This is a genomic window from Sphingomonas montanisoli, assembly GCF_008274695.1.
Lineage (GTDB): Bacteria > Pseudomonadota > Alphaproteobacteria > Sphingomonadales > Sphingomonadaceae > Rhizorhabdus > Rhizorhabdus montanisoli.
Map to the genome: position 1 here is coordinate 430371 of NZ_VTOU01000001.1, position 19558 is coordinate 449928.

Below are 19558 nucleotides of genomic sequence, written 5' to 3' on the forward strand. Positions count from 1 at the left end.
CAAAGAGTGAGCCATTCCGAGAACTTCACCGCACCCACGACCCCGCCGCGCGAACGCGATACGGCGATCGATGTCCTGCGCGGGCTGGCGCTGATCACGATCACGATCAACCACATTACCGGCTTCACCGACCGGATGGGGCTGGTGGGCATGCAATTCCCCACCCTCACCCTGTGGGGTTTTTCCAGCGCGGCCGAGATATTCTTCGTCCTGTCGGGCTATCTGGTCGGCGCCGTCTATTTCGCGAAGGTGAAACAACCCTCGTTCGGCGGCTTCGCGGCCAAGGTGTGGCGGCGCGCGGGTAAACTCTACGTCTATAATCTGGCGCTGTTCGTGGCGCTGATCCCTTTGTGCCTCGCCTCGCCCGATCTGGCGCGGCTGGGCTTCTACAGCTGGTTCTTCAAGCATGAACCGTGGAGCTACGTCGAGTTCCTGCTGCTCTACGTCCAGCCCTACTGCCTCGAAATCCTCGTCACCTATATCGTGCTGCTGGCCACGGCGCCGCTGTTCGCCCTGCTGCTGCGGCTCCAGCCCTTCGTCGCGCTCGTCGCGTCGGTCGGCCTGTATTGGTATGCGCACGAACATATCCGTTTCAACATTCCGGGCGGATCGCCGGTGGGCGACTGGCTGTGGAACTTCAATCCGGCTTCGTGGCAGGCCCTGTTCTTCGTCGCGATGGCGGCGGGGCGCTGGCGCATCCTCGATTGGCTGCGCCGGAAGACGCAAGGCAACTGGTGGCTGCTGATCGCCGCCTGGGCGCTGTTCGCGGGGCTGACCGTGCTGTTCCTTGCCCAGACGTGGTACGGCTTCCGCATCGATTTCGTCAGCAAGATCCGCGTCGGCCCGGTCCGCACCGCTCACGCATTGTCGGTGATCTGGGCGATCCTGACACTGTTCTGGATGTGGCCGCGGCTGGGCCGCTTCTGGTTGTTCCGACAGGTGGCGATCATCGGATCGAACTCGCTCCAGACCTTCGTCGCCTGCGTCGCGATCAGCTATGCTGCCGGTTATATCTGGATCGAGCATGCCCGCACGCACGGCGCCTATATCGCCCTGTGCATTGGCAGTGTGGCGGTATTGGGCCTCGTCGCGAACGGCTACGCCCGCTGGAAGGCGCGCGCTTCCTGATCCTCCCCCGCCAGGGGGAGGTGTCAGCGCAGCTGACGGAGGGGGAGGATGCGATGATCGGGAGTTGGTCGCAGCCCTCCCCCTCCGTCGCCTTCGGCGCCACCTCCCCCTGGCGGGGGAGGATTGACGTTAGGTTGCCGCCAGTTCGCGCGTGAGCAGCATCATCGCACGCGCCAGATGCTTCTCGACCGTAGAAATCGACAGCCCCATCGCCTCGGCGACCTCGCCCGGCGTCCGCTCCTCGATCCGGCGCATCACGAACGCGCGGCGGCTCTGCGCGGGCAAGGTCGCCACGAACCGTTCGATCTGACGAAGCTCATCGCGCGCGGCGAGCATCGGTTCGGGGCTGGCGGAGGGCTGGACCGCGTCCATGTCGACGATCGGCTCGAACGATGCGATCGCCCCGCGCCGCCCCTCGTCGATCAGGATGTTGCGCGCGACCCGGAACAGATAATGTTTGCCGTTGCCGACGCCGCCCCAATCCTCGACCGAAAAGGCGCGTGCCATCGCCTCCGCCACCACATCGTCGGCATCATCATCGCTGCGCACGCTTGATCGCACCCGCCGCCGCAGCACGACGGCATGCGGCATCACGTCCCGCGTGAACCATTCAATCTTGGAAACCCCTGGATCCACCCCGCCCCCAAAGCCGGAATCGATCCTCCCCCGAACATTCTTTTTATCGATAAGAAAGAAATCATCTTTCCAAGGGGCTGTCCACTACCTTCCTCTTCATTGCGAGGCGCTGAAAACGACGAAGCAACCCACTCACGATCGGAGTAGATTGCTTCGCTACGCTCGCAATGACGAATAAGCGCAGAATCAGGCGGCGTCGCCAGCCTTTTCCTTACCCTTCTTGGAGAAGACGCGGACCGGTTCCTTGCGGCCTTCGACCACGTCCTTGTCGACGACGATCTCCTCGACACCGTCCATCGACGGCAGATCGAACATCGTGTCGAGCAACAGCCCTTCGAGGATCGATCGCAGGCCGCGCGCACCGGTCTTGCGGGTAATCGCCTTCTTGGCCACCGCGATCATGGCGTCGTCGGTGAAGCTGAGCTTCACGCCCTCCATGTCGAACAGCTTCTGATACTGCTTCACCAGCGCGTTCTTCGGCTCGACCAGGATCTTGACCAATGCGGTCTCGTCCAGATCCATCAGCGTCGCGATGACGGGCAGACGACCGACGAATTCGGGGATCAGGCCGAACTTGAGCAGATCTTCCGGCTCGCACTGCTGCAGCGTCTCGCCGGTGCGGCGCTCTTCAGGTGCTGCGACATAAGCGCCGAAGCCGATCGATTTGCCCTGCAGGCGATCGCCGATGATCTTTTCGAGGCCCGCAAACGCGCCGCCGCAGATGAACAGGATGTTCGTCGTGTCGACCTGCAGGAATTCCTGCTGCGGATGCTTGCGCCCACCCTGCGGGGGAACGCTGGCGGTCGTGCCTTCCATCAGCTTGAGCAGCGCCTGCTGCACGCCTTCGCCCGAAACGTCGCGCGTGATCGAAGGATTGTCGGCCTTGCGGCTGATCTTGTCGATTTCGTCGATATAGACGATGCCGCGCTGCGCACGCTCGACGTTGTAGTCCGACGCCTGGAGCAGCTTGAGGATGATGTTCTCGACATCCTCGCCGACATAGCCCGCTTCGGTGAGCGTGGTCGCGTCGGCCATCGTGAACGGCACGTCGAGCAGGCGGGCCATCGTCTGCGCGAGCAGGGTCTTGCCCGAACCCGTCGGGCCGACGAGCAGGATGTTCGACTTGGCGAGTTCGACATCGGCGCCCTTCGCGCCGTGATCGAGCCGCTTGTAATGGTTGTGAACCGCGACCGAGAGGACGCGCTTCGCCTTCGCCTGCCCGATCACATATTGATCGAGATGCCCGCAAATATCGTGCGGGGTCGGGACGCCACCATCCTTCTTGGAGATGAGTGCGCCCTTGGTCTCTTCGCGGATGATATCGTTGCACAGTTCGACGCACTCATCGCAGATGAACACGGTCGGCCCGGCGATCAGCTTGCGAACCTCGTGCTGCGATTTCCCGCAGAAGGAGCAGTAGAGGGTGCTCTTCGAGTCGCCGCCGGTCAGTTTCGTCATGCTCTCATCCTATCGGCCAACACACCGGCCTTCCATAAAGGGGTATCCTAAACCCCGGCTTACCGCCCCCGCAACCGGGAAATCGGCGGTAGGGGTTTGATCCTGACATCTCTGGCATGAACATGCCCACCCCGTTCGAACTATATGGAGCCGCCACGGTTCCGCACAAGGGCACCACGCGAGGCGATGCGGCCTGCCGCCAACAATGCCAGCAAAAGCGCCAGCGATACCCAGCTTATGCCCGCGCCGATGCGCTCTGCAGGCAGCGCCGGCATGATGATTTCGACTCGGTGCCGTCCCGCCGGAACTGGTGCGACGACATAATTGTCGGGCGCGGGAAGGCGCTCTGTGGGCCGCCACGCCCCTCCGTCGACCCGCATCTCCCAACCCGAATAGACCCATTGGCGAACGATTATCCGAGTCGTCACCGGAGCGTCGGCCACCAAAGTGATCGCGCGGCTCTTCCACTGCAGGACGGCGACCTCGGTCGCCCGGTCCACCGTGATAACGCGATCGGGGCCGAAGCGGCGGGCATGTTCGAAGTCGCCCACCCAATATTCGTTCACGTCGCGACGATAATCCTTGAGATAGGCTGGCGGCCAGTTCTCGGTCCGTTGCGCCGCGCGCCACACGCGGATGCCGAGCATGCCCGCGTCGGCGACGAACAACGCCGGGACGAGCGCCAGCAGCAACACATATCCGCGCTTCGCCCGCCGTCCCTGCCCCGCCGCATCCCAGGCCATCCCGCCCAGACCGGCGAGGATCAGCGTGTGGAGCGTCAGCATCCGCCACGCGAACTGGATCCGCGCCCAGGGCAGATCCTCGCGCCATAGCGGGCGCGCAACGTCGGTCATCAGGATCAGCACGATGGCGAAAGCCACCAGCAGGAACAACCGCGCTCGGCCATCCACGGGCTTCGTGCGCCATGTGATCGCCGCCAGCACGCCCAGCATGAGCACGTGGATGCCCAGGCAGATCAAAGCCGCGCCCTCGATCCCCGGATCGGGCCAGCGCGCGGCCGAAAAGAACAGATAGTTGGTCGGCTTGTAGATGCCGTTGAACAGATGCCGCCCGTTGATCAGATCGACCTGGGTCAGCGCCGGCCCCAGATAGGCGGCGGCAAGCCCGATTCCGAGCGCAGCCGCGAGCGCGGTCGTCACCCAGATCCGCAGCGCATTGCCGCGATCGGCCAGCGCAACGGCATAGAGGCACAGGAACGGCGCGCCGAACAAGGCGGTCGGGGCGTGGCTGTAGAGCAGGGCCGCGATGCTGATCGCGAACCCGGCCCACCCGCTCCGCTCCACTGCCCGGATCGCATGGGCATAGCGCAGCCCCCACGGCAGCACAGCCATCCCCACCAGTTCGGCGCACGCCGCGCGCTGATAAGTGTCCATGAAGGCGTGATAGGGTAGCAGCAGATAGATTGCGGCGCCGAGCAGTGCGCCCTTCGGGCTGACGCCCATCGCGCGCAGCCAGCGCAGCACGCCCAACCCGCCCACGACACGCGCGATCAGGAGGATCACGACCACACGGCTCCCCGACCACGCCGGCCCCGGCAGGATCGGATCAAGCAACGCCGGTAGCCACTGGCTGAGCGGCGGATAGATGAAGAAGACCGGGCTTCCTGATCCGAAATTCAGATCGGGCAGCCAGCGCGGCCACAGATCGCCCCGCCAGAACGCCTCAGCAAAATACCCCTGCCAGCGATAGGCGATATAGCTGTCGCCCGTCATCGCCGCCGGGTCGATCAAGGCGGGAGCCATCAACAGGACGCTCAACGCGCAGATCAGGAGAGTCGATCGGCGGCTGTCCATCCCTGCCTTCGTCGTTCGGGCAACGCCGCCCGGTTAGAGAGCGACGCGGCTAATGATGATCACGAGGAGCAGCACGCCTTCGATGGCGATCAGCGCCCGTTCCCCACGGCTGAGACCGACAAAGCCGCGCCGCGCGCAGATGTAAAGCACAAGCGCCAACAGCGCGGCCAGCAGCGTGAAAAACTGGTACCGGGCGAGCGCGGCGATCCCCAGCAGAGTGAAGCTCAGGGCATAGCTTGCCGACGCGATCGCCATCACGAGCGCCCCTTCCGCAAACGCATTGCCCTGGCGCGCAAGCCGCCCCGCCATCGGGATCAGTCCGAGTGCCAGGACGAGGTACAGCCCCGGCGCCAGCAACGGAACCGACGTCAGAATCCCGTGCCACTGCAACAACATATATTGCGGGCCAAGCCGCATCTGATCGGGGAAATAATCGATCTTGTAATAATTGTGCCAACGCCCCCACGGCACCAGTGGAGAAGTCGGTGCTGGGCATAGGCCAGAGGGTGGCGCAGAACGAATTTCGCCACGCCCACTGCGCCCGGACTGCGGGTTCCGACCTCGTCCTGACATTTGGAATGGGCGATCCCGTCACCGAGTTGAGGCGTGTAGCAGCGATCGACCGCCGCCAGGCTGGCGCCGCCCATCTTGTCGAACACCGCCGTGTCGCGGGCGAAATGCGCGGTCCCCACCATATCGTAAATCAGGAGCGCGAAGCGTCCGCCGGCATCTTTCGCCGCAAAGACATGGCGGTTTATCGGCGTCGCTATTCCCACTGCAAAAACGATGGCGACCAGACCCAGTGTAGCAGTCAGGATCGGGCGACGGGCAATCGGCGCATGAAAGGCATAGAAGATCACAGGAATCGCGGCGAATGGCCCATTGGCTCGAACCATCACCGAATAAGCCAGCAGGGTCGCGACGATCACGCCCTGCCATTTCGGCATGGACCTCCCCTTCGATCGCGCCCGGAACAGGATGGCGAAGGCGGCAAGCGCCGTCACCGCCATGCCCACGTCCTTCCAGATGAACAGGCTCGTCACCCACTGGGACGGCACTATCCCGATCGCCAGGGTCGCGAAGGCCATGCCGCGATGCCCCATGTCGCGCAGCCGATCGGCGATCAGATAGAGGCCACCCCAATAACATGCCATGTGCAGAACGAAAAAGGCACTGCCAACTGGCGTAAATACAAGAAATATAGACCATAGTCGCGCCATTATCGGCGGAAACCAGTCTTTATACTGGCCTGAAACAGCCTCTTTATACTGGTTGAAGCTGTCTTCTGTCATCACCCCGGGGTAAGCCATCGCAAAACTGCTGATAACCGCGATACTGGCGAACGCTATCAATGCATAGCTGACGGAACTTTCCGGGAGGCGATCGAAAAGGTCACGTCCTTTTTTAGCCGCCGAAGTTCGATCCTCAGATACACGCCCGCCCGCGCCAATATCGCCCATTCCAGCTTCTCCCCCAACCCAATAGGCTTCGAGAAAGTCCCACGAATCCCTGCATATTTGTTTGAAGCGCGCCGCCGATCGATGCAATCTCGAAGTCTAATACTGGCAAATAATATCGCGTTGTTCATGGCCCTCACGAACATGAACCAATCGCGATAACGAAAAAGGCGGCGAACCCGTCGGGGTTCGCCGCCTCTAAAGCGCGATTATGATGGAAGAACCGCGTCCTAACGGTCAGGCTGCGATCGCCTCGTCGGCCGGGGACGGGCGCTTGTCGAAGACTTCGTCGATCAGGCCAAACGCCTTGGCTTCGTCGGCCTCGAGGAACTTGTCGCGATCCATCGCGCGCTCGATCTCCTCGATCTCCTTGCCGGTATATTTGGCGTAGAGCGAGTTGAGGCGGTGGCGCATCCGCAGGATTTCCTTGGCCTGGATCTCGATATCGGCCGCCATACCCTGCGCACCGCCCGACGGCTGATGGATCATGATGCGGCTGTTGGTCAGCGCGACGCGCATGCCCTTTTCACCCGCCGAGAGCAGGAAGCTGCCCATCGATGCCGCCTGACCGATGCAGACCGTGCCCACGCGCGGACGGATATATTGCATGGTATCGTGGATCGCGAGACCCGCGGTGACCACGCCACCCGGCGAGTTGATGTACATGAAGATGTCCTTCTTCGGGTTCTCGGACTCGAGGAAGAGCAACTGGGCGGTGATCAGCGAGGCCATATGGTCCTCGACCTGGCCGGTCACGAAGATGATGCGCTCGCGCAGGAGGCGCGAGTAGATGTCGAAGCTACGTTCGCCGCGGTTCGACTGCTCGATGACCACGGGGACCAGCGCACCTGTCTCGGGATTCATGAACTGGCCGGTCTCGAAAGGATTCTGCATGGGGTGTCTCGCTTTGCCCTCTTAGGTGAAGGCCAACATCGGCGTTTGTTGGGGGGACTTCAAGGGGGCTCGCTCACCTCAAATCCTCCCCCGGCCGGGAAGGTGGCATGCCGCAGGCATGACGGAGGAGTATTGGCCGGCAGCGATGCTCCCGCGGAGAGCTACCCCTCCACCGTCTGCGCCGGTCCCCCTCCCCCTCCGGGGGAGGATTGAAAGGTTGCCGCACCCCGCTATCGTTACGGCATGAACCGCCCCGCCCTCGCCCGCATTCGCCGTCCGATCCTCGGGGCGCTGGGCATCGGCTTCGCGATGGGCCTGCTCGCCTTCGCCCTCTTGTGCCTCGCCAACCGCATGAGCCTGGGCCACGACGACACTGCGCGTATCCGCGCCGCTTTCGCGAGCGGGGACCTGCAGGACAGGGACTGGCTACCCGGCAACACCGATATCGGCCATCATCAGTTCAACGACTGCCTCACCCTGCTGCAAGCGATCGACCAGCGCGGCACGACGGCGCAATTGACCGTCAGCCCGATCATCTGGACCGACATGCCCGGCGGTATGTGCGCCAAGCTCCATGCCTTTGCCGAACGCGGCGGGCCGACGCCTCCCGTAGCCTTCTACAATCGCTATCTCCACGGCCACACCACGCTAACGCGCTATCTGCTGCCCGATCATTCCGTCGCCGACATCCGCGAACTCTACAAGAAAACCGAAATCCGCCTGCTCGTTCTGGGCATCAGCATCGCGATGCTGACGGTCGCGTTGCGACGCAGGCGGGCGGCGAGTGGGCTCGTCTGGTTCGCGGCGTTCATCGCCTTCGCGCGGTTTTTCGGGATCGAGGCATTCGGTCAGTCACTCAGCCATGGGCCTGCTGACATCGTATTCGTCGGCGCGATACTGGCTTTGGCGCTGGCGAACCTTGCAGGCGGCGCGCGGCTGTGGCTGCTCCTCGCCGGTGCCGCTTTGTTCGGCGCGCTCACGATCGACTTCGAATTCCTGAGCGGCGGCCTGCCGCTCGGCACCGCGCTCGTCATCGGTGGCACGGCGCTCGCTTTGCGGGCCAAAGCCAAGACGAGCCCCGTCATGGCCGCTGCCAGCGCAACGATCGCCTTCTGGGCTGCGGTGCTCACGACGATCGCGATCAAGCTCGCGCTGGTCGCATCGACCTTCGGCACCGGCGCCCTCGCACAGATCGCGCGATCGACCGAGGTGCGGATGGCGATCATCCCCACAACTGGGGAGCCGGTCGACGCCTCGTTCGGCCGCTTCGTCAGCGAACTGTTCTGGAATCTCGACGCTCTCGCGCCCGGCGCCTGGCCGCTGCCGGTGCTCGCGATGGCGCTGGGGGTCGCGGGCGGGCTATGGGCGCTGTTCGTGCTGCGCCCTCATCCCGACGTCCGTGTGCGCCAGACCGCCTGGCTGCTCGCGGGCTCGAACCTCGCCTTGCTCGTCTGGGTAGTGGCGACGCGCCAGCACATCGTGCTGCACGCCTGGTTCATGGACCGCATCTTCGTCTGGACGATAGCGAGCGGGTTCGGCCTGTTCGCTTATGGCGCAATGAAGCGGCGGTCGACTTAAACTTTGTCGCCGAACACTTTGTCCTTGGCAGTATCGAGCCCCTTCAGGACTGCCCAGCCAACCGCATAGGTGAAGATAACCGGCACCAGCACGCGCACGACCGTTGCGGTCGCCGCACCGATGATCGCGCCATCCGCAGTCGTATCCTCACCATCCGCGCCGTCGATCGCGCTGCCGATCAATGCACCCAAAGCCGTGCTCAACGCCATGCTTCGCTCCGTTTCGAAACCGTTTCGACGCAGAGACGCATGTGCCAAGCGGCGGTTCCGCGATCACAGAAAAAGGCCGCGGAATCGCCCCCGCGGCCTTTCTCAAATCATCATGCCGACGATCAGGCGTCCTTGGCAGGGGCCTTCTTCGCAGGAGCCTTCTTGGCCGGTGCCTTCTTCGGCGCTGCCTCGGCAGTTTCTTCAGCCGGAGCGGCTTCCGCCTTCTTGGCCGGGGCCTTCTTCTTCGGCGCCGGAGCAGCTTCGGCTTCGGTCGTCTCGGCCGGTGCTTCAGCCTTCTTGGCGGCGGCCTTCTTCGGCGCGGCCTTCTTGGCGGCCGGCTTCACGTCGTGATCGTGATCGCAATCGGGGCCGTGAACATGGCCATGATCGTGATCATGGTCGTGGCCGCAATCCGGACCATGGACGTGGCCCTTACCGATGCTGTCATCGTCGGCCTCGATCGCGGTTTCCAGCTCCTCGCGCGAAACGGCGCGGTCGGTGACGGTCGCCTTTTCGAACAGGAAGTCGACGACCTTGTCCTCATAGAGCGGCGCGCGGAGCTGCGCGGCGGCCATCGGATCCTGCTGGACGTACTGGATGAAGCGGTCGCGATCCTTGGGGCCGTACTGACCGGCGGCCTGCATGATCAGGCGCTGCATTTCCTGCTCGCTGATCTGGACATTGTTCTGCTGGCCGATTTCCGACAGCAGCAGGCCCAGGCGGACGCGACGCTCGGCGATCGCGCGATAATCGTCGCGATCCTTCTCCATTTCGGCGCGAGCGGCCTCCGGATCGGCTTCGTGGCCGGCTTCATGCTCGAGCTGCGCCCAGATCTGCTCGAATTCGGCTTCCACCATCGACGGCGGCACGTCGAAGCTGTGCGACTCGGCCAGCTGATCGAGCAGCTTGCGCTTCATGTGGGTGCGGGTGAGGCCGTTAAGCTCCTGCTCGACCTGGCCCTTGACGAGATTGCGAAGCGTCTCGAGGCCGTCGAGGCCCAGCGACTTGGCAAATTCTTCGTCGGCAACCGCTTCCTTGGGGATGCGGATGTCGGTGACCTTGACGTCGAAGGTCGCGGCCTTGCCGGCGAGCTTCTTCTCCGGATAGTCGGCCGGGAAGGTGACGTTGAGCGTGCGCTCTTCGCCATTCTTGACGCCTTCGAGCTGCTCTTCGAAGCCCGGGATCAGGCGACCCGAACCGAGTTCGATCGACATGCCCTCACCGGTGCCGCCTTCGAAGGCGACGCCGTCGACCTTGCCGGCGAAGTCCATCACGACCAGATCGCCTTCGACGGCGGGGTGGCCTTCGAGCGCGTCGGCGAACTGCTTCTGCTGGCCGGCGATGCGGGCGAGCGCGGCGTCGATCTCGGCATCGGCCGCGTCGACGGTCAGGCGCTCAAGCGTCAGTCCGTCGATCGACGGGGCCGGCACGTCCGGCAGCACTTCGAGCGCGACCTTCAGCTCGACATCCTTGCCGCTCTCATAGCCTTCTTCCAGCTCGACCGACGGCTGGACGGCCGGGCGCAGCTTCTGCTCGACCAGGAGGGTCTGGATGCCGTCCTGAACGGCCTTCTGCAGCACGTCCTGCTCGATCGACGCACCGTGCATCTTCTTGACCAGGTTCGTCGGAACCTTGCCGGGGCGGAAGCCGGGCATTTTGATCTGCGGCGCGATCGACTTGATCTCCGCCTCGACGCGCTTGGCGACGTCGTTGGCAGGGATGGTGACCTTATAGGCGCGCTTCAGGCCCTCGTTGAGCGTCTCGACAGTCTGCATCGGGGTTGAACCTCTATCTCGAAAAATCTGGCGATCGGGCCGGCATTCGGGACAAAGGCGAAGCTGGTGCGGGCGAAGGGACTCGAACCCCCACATCTTGCGATGGCAGGACCTAAACCTGCTGCGTCTACCAGTTCCGCCACGCCCGCTTGTCAGCCCGTGGCCCGTAGGGAGCAGAGACCCATCCCACGGTTCGGGTGGCGCGCTTACCCCACCGGACCGGGGTGGTCAATCGTATTGCAGAAAGGCGTCAGCCTTCCAGCTGGCGGATCAGCAGGCGAACGTCCGCATCGAGCTCCGCATCGGTCTGACGCAGCTTCTCGATCTGACGCACCGCATGGATCACGGTGGTGTGGTCGCGACCGCCGAAGCGACGGCCGATTTCGGGCAGCGATCGCGGGGTCAACTGCTTTGCGAGATACATCGCCACCTGGCGAGGGCGGGCGACTTCACGCGCGCGGCGCGCCGACGACATCTCGGCCTGGCGGATGCGATAATGATCGCACACGCGACGCTGGATCTCATCGATCGTCACGCGGCGCTGGTTGGCGCGCAGGATATCGGCAAGGACTTCCTGCGTGAAATCGATGTCGACCGTCTTGCCCGACAGATTGGCATAGGCGACCACGCGGTTGAGCGCGCCTTCGAGTTCACGGACGTTCGCGCTGATGCGCTTGGCCAGGAACATCACCACTTCATGCGGCACGGTCGCGTTCGGCATCGCTTCGAGCTTGCGGCTCAGTATGTTGAGCCGCAGTTCGAAATCGGCCGGATTGACGTCGGCGACCAGGCCCCAGCTCAGGCGCGACAGGATCCGGCTTTCGATCCCGTCGAGGTTCTGCGGGCTGCGATCGGCGCTGATAACCAGACGGCGGCCGGCCGAGATCAGCTCGTTCATCGTGTGGAAGAATTCTTCCTGGGTCGATTCCTTGCCGGCGATGAACTGGACGTCGTCGATCATAAGCACGTCGGCCGAACGCAGACGCTGCTTGAAGCTGAACGTGTCCTTCGCGCGCATGGCCGAGACGAACTCGAACATGAACTTTTCGGCCGACATATACAGAACGTGCGCGTTCGGATGGCGGGCGAGATATTCCTGCCCGATCGCATGCATCAGATGCGTCTTGCCCAAGCCCGTGCCGCCATGGAGGAACAGCGGGTTGAACGCGAGCGGACCGCCCTCGGCCAGCGTCTTGGCTGCGTTATACGCCACCTCGTTGGCCTTGCCGACGACGAACGTGTCGAAACTGTAGCGTGGCTCGAACTGCGAGCTGCGGCCTGCGCCGGCATCGACGACCGCGGGAGCGGCCTCGACGGGCGTCTCCACGACCGGCTCGGCAGCGAACTGCGCGTCTTCGACGATCGTCGCCACCATGCCCGCCACGATCGCGACGTCGACGATCTGCGGCAGGGTCGCGCGCCATGCCTGGCGGAGATGGTCGATGAAGTGGGTGTTGACCCAATTGGCCATGAAGTCGCTGGGAGCGACCAGGCGTACGCTGCCCGCCACCGGATCGCATTCGCCGAGCGCGAGCTGCTTCAGCCAGCCGTCGAAGGTGCGTGCGCCGACCGCGCGCCGCAGATGGGCGCGAACCGAGGCCCAGGCGCTCGCCATCGGGTCGGCGACAGCCATCCCCTCGGCGCTTTCGCCAAAGCCCCGCCGATCCCAATCGGCAGGCCGATCCAACCCTTCCGCCAATCCCCCGCTCCTTCTTTTTCGCCCCGTTGGGCCCCTATGCGCGGGGCAAAAAGCTCCCCAGGCCCGGGAGGCATGCCCCGACAGACCCTGGAAAACCGCTCTCGATATTGCCCAGTGGGGAGAATCACCCGCACCGGAGAACACACAGTAAGGAGATCGCGAAACCGCGATCAAGGCCATCAATGTTCGCCAAAGTGAAATAAACCCGCTTGACTCAACAAAGCCGGGCCTTTGACCGTAACATTTATTTTAATGGCTATTTTTCAGTGACTTGGCTGCCACCATATCAACGAATCAAGCTAATTCCATAGCTTACAGTTTCGTGACCATTTGACGAAAAAAGCCCGCTGACGATTGCGCCAGCGGGCTTTCCATAATTTGGTAATAGGAAAAAGGATCAGCCGAGAGCGGCGATCGCCTTCGTCAGACGCGAGAACTTGCGCGACACAGTATTCTTGTGAAGCACGCCCTTCGAAACGCCGCGGTAGATTTCGGGCTGAGCAGCGGCGAGTGCAGTCGCAGCCGCGCTCTTGTCGCCAGCAGCGATCGCGCTCTCGACCTTCTTCACGAAGGTGCGGATGCGGCTGATGCGCGCACCATTGATGTCGGCGCGACGGTCGTTGCGACGGATGCGCTTCTTTGCCTGCGGCGTGTTCGCCATGCTCGTTCAAACCCTAGCTAATATGTCGGATACGGCGACGGACCATAAGACCCGCTCCGGGAAGGTGGCGCCAATACACAGATGGCCCCATGCGGTCAACCATCAGCGCTGGCATTTCGGGCAATAGAAGGTCGATCTTCCGCCATCCGCACGCCGCAGGATCGTCGTCCCGCATCCGCACGCCTCGCCTTCGCGCCCATAGACGCGCCATTCCTTCGCGAAATAACCGAGTTGCCCGTCGGGCCGCGCATAATCGCGCAGGGTCGATCCCCCCGCCTGGATCGCAGCCGCGAGCACCACGCGAATCGCGTCCACCAGCGAATCCAGCCGCTTGCGGGCGATCCGGCCACCAGGGGTGGCAGGATCGATTCCCGTCATGTGCAGCGCCTCGCACACATAGATATTGCCCAGCCCGGCTACGATCCGCTGGTCGAGCAGCAGCGCCTTGATCGGCGCGAGCCGGCTATCGAGCGCCTTTGCGAGCATCTTGCCGTTGAACTCGGGGCCAAGCGGTTCAGGGCCAAGCGCCGCAAACGGCGCAAAACCCGGCAACGCGTCCAGCCTTATGAGGTCGACCGATCCAAAGCGTCGCGGATCGCACAAGGCAAGCCGGTGCCCCGCATCGGTTTCCAGAATCAGATGGTCGTGCTTGCCGATCTCCTCCGGATCGATCCGCCAGCGCCCCGACATGCCGAGGTGGAAGATCATCACGTCGTCGCGATCGGTTTCGATCAGCCCATATTTGGCGCGCCGCCCCAGCTTGGTGACGGTCGCGCCCGTCAGCCGCTGGCGCAGGTCGACGGGGAACGGCCGGCGCAGGTCGGCACGGCGCGTCTCGACATGGGTCAGGCGATGGCCGGCCAGCACAGGCTCCAGCCCACGCACGGTGGTTTCGACTTCGGGAAGCTCGGGCATTGCGATCCTTTTGGCCCTTCGCCCCCCCTCGTCATTGCGAGGCGCCGGAGGCGACGAAGCAATCCACTCCAGGCTTCGGAATGGATTGCTTCGCTCCGCTCGCAATGACGAAGGGAAACGAGATGTCGCGCGAAGGTAGGTTGGGTTTGCCGCGCGGCCAAGCCTTGGCTAGAGGCCACCCCATGACCGACACCGTTTCCTTCGGCTATACCGATATCGCCCCCGCCGATAAGACCGAGAAGGTCGGCGAGGTGTTTCGCAGTGTGGCGCGCCGCTACGACATCATGAACGACGCGATGTCGGCTGGTATGCACCGGCTTTGGAAGGATCGCTTCGTACGCCGCGTGAAGCCGCGCGAGGGCGAAACCATCCTCGACATGGCGGGCGGCACCGGCGACATCGCCTTCCGCCTCGCAAAGTCGGGCTCGCAGGTGACGGTGAGCGACATCAACGGCGCGATGCTCGAAGTCGGTATGGAGCGCGCGCAGAAGAAGGGCATAGAGGGCCTGATCTGGTCGGAGCAGAATGCCGAGACCCTCAGCTTCGACGATCGCGCCTTCGATGCGTACACCATCGCCTTCGGCATCCGGAACGTCACCTATCGCGCAAAGGCGCTGGCCGAGGCCCATCGCGTGCTCAAACGCGGCGGGCGCTTCTTCTGCCTCGAATTCTCGACCACGCTCTGGCCCGGCTTCAAGGAAGTGTACGACGCTTATTCGCACAAGCTCGTTCCCAAGGTCGGCAAGGCGCTGGCGGGTGACGAGGAAAGCTATCGTTACCTGATCGAATCGATCCGCCGTTTCCCGCCGATGGACGAGTTCCGCGCCGAAATCTCCGCCGCCGGCTTCGTCCAGACCAAGGTCGAGCCGATGCTCGGCGGCCTCGTCGCCATTCATAGCGGCTGGAAGATTTGACCGCAGCCGTCGTCCACGTCTGGCGGCTGCTCAAGTGGGGCCGCACCCTCGCCCGCCACGGCGCGCTGCGCGGGCTTGAGCGCGATCCGCTGACGCCCGCGCCCGCGCGCCGGCTGATGAAGCTTGCCCGCTTCGGCGCGCGGGTGCCCGCCAAGCCCAATTACGCCGCCGCATTCGAAGCGCTCGGCCCTGCCGCGATCAAGTTCGGGCAGGCACTAGCCACCCGCCCCGACCTGGTGGGCGAGGAGGCAGCCGCCGAACTGTTCCGCCTGCAGGACGCCCTGCCCCCCATCCCGTTCGCACCGATTCGCGCTGCGGTCGAAGCAAGCCTCGGCCAGCCGATCGAGGCTCTGTTCGCCAGTTTCGAACAGGAGCCGGTGGGCGCCGCTTCGATCGCGCAGGTGCACCGTGCCGTTACCACCGACGGCCGCAAGGTCGCGGTCAAGGTGCTGCGCCCCGGCGTCGAGGAAGAGTTCGCCAAGGCGCTCGAAACCTACGAATGGGCCGCCGCCCATGCCGAGGCGCTCGGCGGAGAATTGGCGCGTCTGCGCCCCCGCCTCGTCATCGCCACCTTCCGGCAGTGGACCGCGCGCGAGCTCGACCTGCGCCGCGAAGCCGCCTCGGCGTCCGAACTCGCCGAGAATATGGAAGCGATCCCCGGCTTCGTCGTGCCCGGGATCGATTGGGCCCGCAGCGCGCGCAAGGTGATGACGATGGAGTGGATGGACGGCGTCAAGCTGTCCGACACCGCCGCGCTCACCCTGGCCGGTCACGATCGCCGCGCGCTCGCCAACCGGCTCGTCCTCGCCTTCCTGCGCCAGGCGATCAGCGACGGCTTCTTCCACGCCGATCTTCACCAGGGCAATCTGTTCGCGCTGCCCGACGGCAAGATCGGCGTCATCGACTTCGGCATCATGGGCCGGATCGATCGACGCGCGCGCATGTGGCTGGCCGAGATCATCCACGGCCTGATCACCGGCAATTACCGTCGCGTCGCCGAAATCCATTTCGAGGCGGGCTATGTTCCCCCGCACCACAATGTCGCCGAGTTCACGACCGCGCTGCGCGCCGTGGGCGAACCGATCCGTGGTCTTGCGGTCAAGGACATCTCGGTCGGTCAGATGCTCGACGGCCTGTTCGCGATCACCCGCGATTTCGACATGCAGACCCAGCCGCACCTGCTGCTGCTGCAAAAGACGATGGTGATGGTGGAGGGCGTCGCGACCGCGCTCGATCCCGATCTCAACATGTGGGAAACGGCCGGCCCGTTCGTGAAGGACTGGATGCGCGGCGAACTCGGTCCCGAGGCATGGCTGGCCGACCGCATCGTCGACGACGTCCGCACCCTCGCCAAACTCCCCGATCTCGTCCGCCGCATCGAGGAACGCTTCCCGGCACCGGGAGCCGCCCCCCCTCCCCCGCCGCTGCGCGAGGTGCAGATCGTCCGCATTGGCGCCGGCTGGCGCTACCTGGCCGTCGCGCTGCTTGCGGGGCTGGCTGGCGCTGGAGCCACGCTCATATTATCTTGAGCGCATGACCCGCGACGAAGCCCTTGCCCGCCTTCGCCCGCATGAGCGCGAATTGCGCTCGGCGGGGGTCGATGCGCTGTATCTGTTCGGGTCGACCGGACGGAACGAAGCAAAGGCGACATCCGATATCGACTTGCTGTGTGATCTCGCTGGAATCAGGCAACTCAGCTTGCTCGATTTCATCGGCATCAAGGATCGTCTCGAGGATTATCTGTCTGCGCCAGTGGACCTCGTCGAACGGCGCGGCCTACGGCCTCGCATTCGGGACAGAGTGGTACCCGAAATGGTCAAGGTGTTCTGAATGGCCGCAGACCGCAATGTCGACCCTCTCGAAACGATGCTCGAACTGATCGCCCACCTGGAACGCCGCACGAAGCCGCTCAGTCTCGCTCAGTTCGAGGCAGATCAGGACGAGGTCGATCTTGCCGCGTTTCGGGTTGGCCATATTGGTGAGGAAGGGCGCAAGCTCTCCGCCGACATCCGTGATCGCTACCCCGAAGTCGAATGGAAGCGCATGGTGCAGATGCGCAATGTCATTGCGCATAGCTACGGCACGATCATCGCCCCCTTGATCTGGAACGTTGTCCAGACCGAGCTCGATCCGATTAAACGGCTTTGCCAGATTGAACTGGAGCGTCTTCTCAAATGACCTCTCCTCGCATCCTCCTGATCGTCGGCGGCGGGATCGCGGCCTATAAAGCGTGCGAGCTAGTGCGGTTGATCCGCAAGGGCGGCGGGTCGGTGCGCTGCGTGCTGACCGAGGGCGCGCAGCATTTCGTGACGCCGATGACGCTCGCGGCATTGAGCGAGAACGAAGTCCACACCAGCCTCTGGGATCTCAAGAACGAAACCGAGATGGGGCATATCCAGTTGAGCCGCGAGGCCAACCTGGTCGTCGTCTGCCCCGCCACCGCCGATCTGATGGCGAAAATGGCCGCCGGGATCGCCGACGACATGGCGACCACGCTTCTCCTCGCCACCGACAAGCCCGTGCTGGCGGTGCCCGCGATGAACGTGCGGATGTGGCTGCACCCCGCCACCCAGCGCAATGTCGCGACGCTGAAGGCCGACGGCGTCACCGTGCTCGATCCCGATGAGGGACCGATGGCCTGCGGCGAATATGGGCCGGGCCGCCTGCCCGAACCTCCGGTGATCTGGGACGCGATCCAGCGCCTCATTTCCTCCGATCCGTTCGTGTCGAGCGAAGTCGAGACACCCGGCGTCTTGGCGGGCCGGCACATCCTCGTCACCGCTGGCCCCACCCACGAGCCGATCGATCCGGTCCGCTACATCGCCAACCGATCGTCGGGGAAGCAGGGCTATGCGATCGCCGAGGCGCTGGCGAAGCTCGGCGCGCGGGTGACGCTCGTCTCCGGCCCAACCGGGCTCCCCGCCCCCGCCGGGGTGAACCGCGTCGATGTCGAAACCGCGCGGCAGATGGCGGCCGCGGTCGATGCCGCGCTTCCCGCCGATGTAGCGGTGATGGTCGCCGCCGTCGCCGACTGGCGGGTCGACACCAATGCGGACCAGAAGATCAAGAAGGACGGCACCGGCGCCCCACCCGCGTTGTCGCTGGTCGAAAACCCGGACATCCTTGCCGGCCTCGGCGCCAGCGACAAACGCCCCCGCCTGCTGATCGGCTTTGCGGCGGAAACCGAGAAGGTCGTCGACCACGCCGTCGCCAAGCGCGAACGCAAGGGCTCCGACTGGATCGTCGCCAATGATGTCTCGGGCGACGTAATGGGCGGCGACACCAACACGATCCACATCGTCACCCGCGACGGCGTCGAAAGCTGGGAACGGCTTCCCAAGGCCGATGTCGCCCGCCGCCTCGCCGCCCGGATCGCCGACGAACTGGTCTGACACCTCCGCCAGGCCGCAGGTCGTCGAATAGGGTTTGACTTTTCTGAAACCCGTTCGACAATTCTCGTAGATGGTAAAAGTAATTCCCGCCGGTCCCGATCGGCGCGGAAATGCGCCGTCGACTCGGCAGACTGCCTTGGGAGAGGAGCTCGGCATGAACGACAAATTGAAGGCCACAGCGGCCGATTTCGCTTATTATAACGGCACTGCAGAGGCGCCGACGACGAACAGCTCGATCCTGATCAGCTCGTCGCCGTATCTCAACAACGGCCAGCTTCGCGAGCTGATCGCGCAGGAGATGCTGCGCCGGAACGGGCCCGATCTGCCCAACACCGCCTTCATCCCCAACGTGGTTCAGATCATGAATCAGATGGAGGATTATCCCCGCATCGAACAGCTGTTCGAAGAGGAGAAGAAGCGCCTTCCTGAATTCCGCAAATGGCTTACCGAGCGCAAGCAATCGAACTTCACCGCCGAGGAATGCAAGGGCGCAGCACCCGGCACGCTGCGCGCGGTGATCTATGATTTCCTGGCGAACAGCGGCTACGATATCGACCATTTCTACAAGGGCATGAAGGTGGAGACCGATCTGGAATTCTACCGCAAGGAACGTGTCCACACCCACGATATCGAGCATATGATCACCGGCTTCGAAACCGATCACGGCGGCGAGCTCGCCCTGCTCACCGCGAACAGCCGTGCGATCTACAAATATTTCACGCCCGAGCTCGCCAACTACATGTTCCGCACGCAGAGCTATCTGCGCGCCAAGACGATCATGAAGTCGGGCCTCTTCTATCCGGAGAGCGCGGCACAGATGCAGGATTATGAGGATGTCGGCGCCGCGATGGGCCGTTCGTGGAAGCACCCGCTCTTCATCGTCCCGTTCCGCGACTATCTCGACTGGCAGGTCACCGACATCCGCGAGGAGTTCGGTATCAAGAACGTCCAGCCATCGGGCGTCTGGGCGCACACAACCGCGCTCAGCGAGGATCCCCGCCCTGAATACGCACAGGCGGCGGAGTAAG

At 63.9% G+C, this 19558-nt stretch carries 19 protein-coding genes and 1 tRNA gene; 8 read left to right on the forward strand and 12 right to left on the reverse strand.

The window, feature by feature from the left end; translation table 11 throughout:
* Positions 1-6: 6 nt before the first annotated feature.
* Positions 7-1128 carry an OpgC domain-containing protein gene (opgC, locus tag FYJ91_RS02145; RefSeq protein WP_149520629.1) on the forward strand — a complete coding sequence of 374 codons (1122 nt, stop codon included), beginning with the start codon at positions 7-9 and terminating at the stop codon, positions 1126-1128.
* 129 nt (positions 1129-1257) lie between these two features.
* On the opposite strand, the gene FYJ91_RS02150 is transcribed toward opgC, so the two are convergent.
* The 6 genes from FYJ91_RS02150 to clpP all read right to left on the reverse strand — a co-directional run bounded on the left by FYJ91_RS02150 (position 1258) and on the right by clpP (position 7387).
* A complete protein-coding gene (locus tag FYJ91_RS02150; RefSeq protein ID WP_149520630.1) occupies positions 1258-1719 on the reverse strand; it encodes an RNA polymerase sigma factor in 462 nt (153 codons plus the stop codon).
* Between the two features lie 231 nt (positions 1720-1950).
* On the reverse strand, positions 1951-3222 hold the full coding sequence (gene clpX, locus FYJ91_RS02155; protein WP_149520631.1) for an ATP-dependent Clp protease ATP-binding subunit ClpX: 1272 nt from the start codon (positions 3220-3222) through the stop codon (positions 1951-1953).
* 140 nt (positions 3223-3362) lie between these two features.
* Positions 3363-5036, reverse strand: a complete 1674-nt coding sequence (locus tag FYJ91_RS02160; RefSeq protein ID WP_149520632.1) for a 6-pyruvoyl-tetrahydropterin synthase-related protein — start codon at positions 5034-5036, stop codon at positions 3363-3365.
* 33 nt (positions 5037-5069) lie between these two features.
* A complete protein-coding gene (locus tag FYJ91_RS02165) occupies positions 5070-5432 on the reverse strand; it encodes a hypothetical protein (protein WP_149520633.1) in 363 nt (120 codons plus the stop codon).
* Entirely contained in the window at positions 5405-6496 is a 1092-nt protein-coding gene (locus FYJ91_RS02170) for a hypothetical protein (RefSeq protein WP_149520634.1), read from the reverse strand. Before FYJ91_RS02170 ends, FYJ91_RS02165 begins: the two co-directional genes overlap by 28 nt.
* 234 nt (positions 6497-6730) lie before the next feature.
* On the reverse strand, positions 6731-7387 hold the full coding sequence (gene clpP / locus FYJ91_RS02175) for an ATP-dependent Clp endopeptidase proteolytic subunit ClpP (protein ID WP_149520635.1): 657 nt from the start codon (positions 7385-7387) through the stop codon (positions 6731-6733).
* Between the two features lie 243 nt (positions 7388-7630).
* Here clpP and FYJ91_RS02180 point away from each other — a divergent pair, with 243 nt between their 5' ends.
* Complete coding sequence (locus FYJ91_RS02180; RefSeq protein WP_149520636.1) at positions 7631-8965, forward strand: hypothetical protein; 1335 nt, start codon at positions 7631-7633, stop codon at positions 8963-8965.
* Here the strand turns inward: FYJ91_RS02180 and FYJ91_RS02185 are convergent.
* From FYJ91_RS02185 to mutM, 6 genes are all read right to left on the reverse strand, one after another.
* The gene (locus FYJ91_RS02185) at positions 8962-9174 is read right to left on the reverse strand and encodes a hypothetical protein (protein WP_149520637.1); all 213 of its coding nucleotides are present in this window, start codon (positions 9172-9174) and stop codon (positions 8962-8964) included. The genes FYJ91_RS02180 and FYJ91_RS02185 overlap by 4 nt on opposite strands.
* Positions 9175-9296: 122 nt before the next feature.
* Positions 9297-10949 carry a trigger factor gene (tig, locus tag FYJ91_RS02190; RefSeq protein ID WP_149520638.1) on the reverse strand — a complete coding sequence of 551 codons (1653 nt, stop codon included), beginning with the start codon at positions 10947-10949 and terminating at the stop codon, positions 9297-9299.
* Positions 10950-11013: 64 nt separating this feature from the next.
* Positions 11014-11098: transfer RNA gene (locus FYJ91_RS02195), tRNA-Leu, on the reverse strand.
* Between the two features lie 101 nt (positions 11099-11199).
* Positions 11200-12582 (reverse strand): chromosomal replication initiator protein DnaA, encoded by a 1383-nt coding sequence (gene dnaA, locus FYJ91_RS02200; RefSeq protein WP_149521298.1) that lies wholly within the window; start codon positions 12580-12582, stop codon positions 11200-11202.
* Positions 12583-13045: 463 nt separating this feature from the next.
* Positions 13046-13309, reverse strand: coding sequence for a 30S ribosomal protein S20 (gene rpsT, locus FYJ91_RS02205; protein ID WP_149520639.1), 264 nt, complete (start codon positions 13307-13309; stop codon positions 13046-13048).
* A 102-nt stretch (positions 13310-13411) separates the two neighbouring features.
* On the reverse strand, positions 13412-14224 hold the full coding sequence (mutM, locus tag FYJ91_RS02210) for a bifunctional DNA-formamidopyrimidine glycosylase/DNA-(apurinic or apyrimidinic site) lyase (RefSeq protein WP_149520640.1): 813 nt from the start codon (positions 14222-14224) through the stop codon (positions 13412-13414).
* A 182-nt stretch (positions 14225-14406) separates the two neighbouring features.
* Here mutM and FYJ91_RS02215 point away from each other — a divergent pair, with 182 nt between their 5' ends.
* The 6 genes from FYJ91_RS02215 (at position 14407) to FYJ91_RS02240 (ending at position 19557) form a co-directional block, all read left to right on the forward strand.
* On the forward strand, positions 14407-15138 hold the full coding sequence (locus FYJ91_RS02215; RefSeq protein ID WP_149520641.1) for a class I SAM-dependent methyltransferase: 732 nt from the start codon (positions 14407-14409) through the stop codon (positions 15136-15138).
* Positions 15135-16667 carry a 2-polyprenylphenol 6-hydroxylase gene (gene ubiB, locus FYJ91_RS02220; protein WP_149520642.1) on the forward strand — a complete coding sequence of 511 codons (1533 nt, stop codon included), beginning with the start codon at positions 15135-15137 and terminating at the stop codon, positions 16665-16667. Before FYJ91_RS02215 ends, ubiB begins: the two co-directional genes overlap by 4 nt.
* Before the next feature lie 4 nt (positions 16668-16671).
* A complete protein-coding gene (locus FYJ91_RS02225; RefSeq protein ID WP_149520643.1) occupies positions 16672-16968 on the forward strand; it encodes a nucleotidyltransferase family protein in 297 nt (98 codons plus the stop codon).
* Entirely contained in the window at positions 16969-17316 is a 348-nt protein-coding gene (locus tag FYJ91_RS02230) for a HepT-like ribonuclease domain-containing protein (RefSeq protein ID WP_149520644.1), read from the forward strand.
* Positions 17313-18530, forward strand: a complete 1218-nt coding sequence (gene coaBC, locus FYJ91_RS02235) for a bifunctional phosphopantothenoylcysteine decarboxylase/phosphopantothenate--cysteine ligase CoaBC (protein ID WP_149520645.1) — start codon at positions 17313-17315, stop codon at positions 18528-18530. Before FYJ91_RS02230 ends, coaBC begins: the two co-directional genes overlap by 4 nt.
* A gap of 154 nt (positions 18531-18684) precedes the next feature.
* Positions 18685-19557, forward strand: coding sequence for a hypothetical protein (locus FYJ91_RS02240; protein WP_149520646.1), 873 nt, complete (start codon positions 18685-18687; stop codon positions 19555-19557).
* The last annotated feature ends 1 nt before the right edge of the window (position 19558 follow it).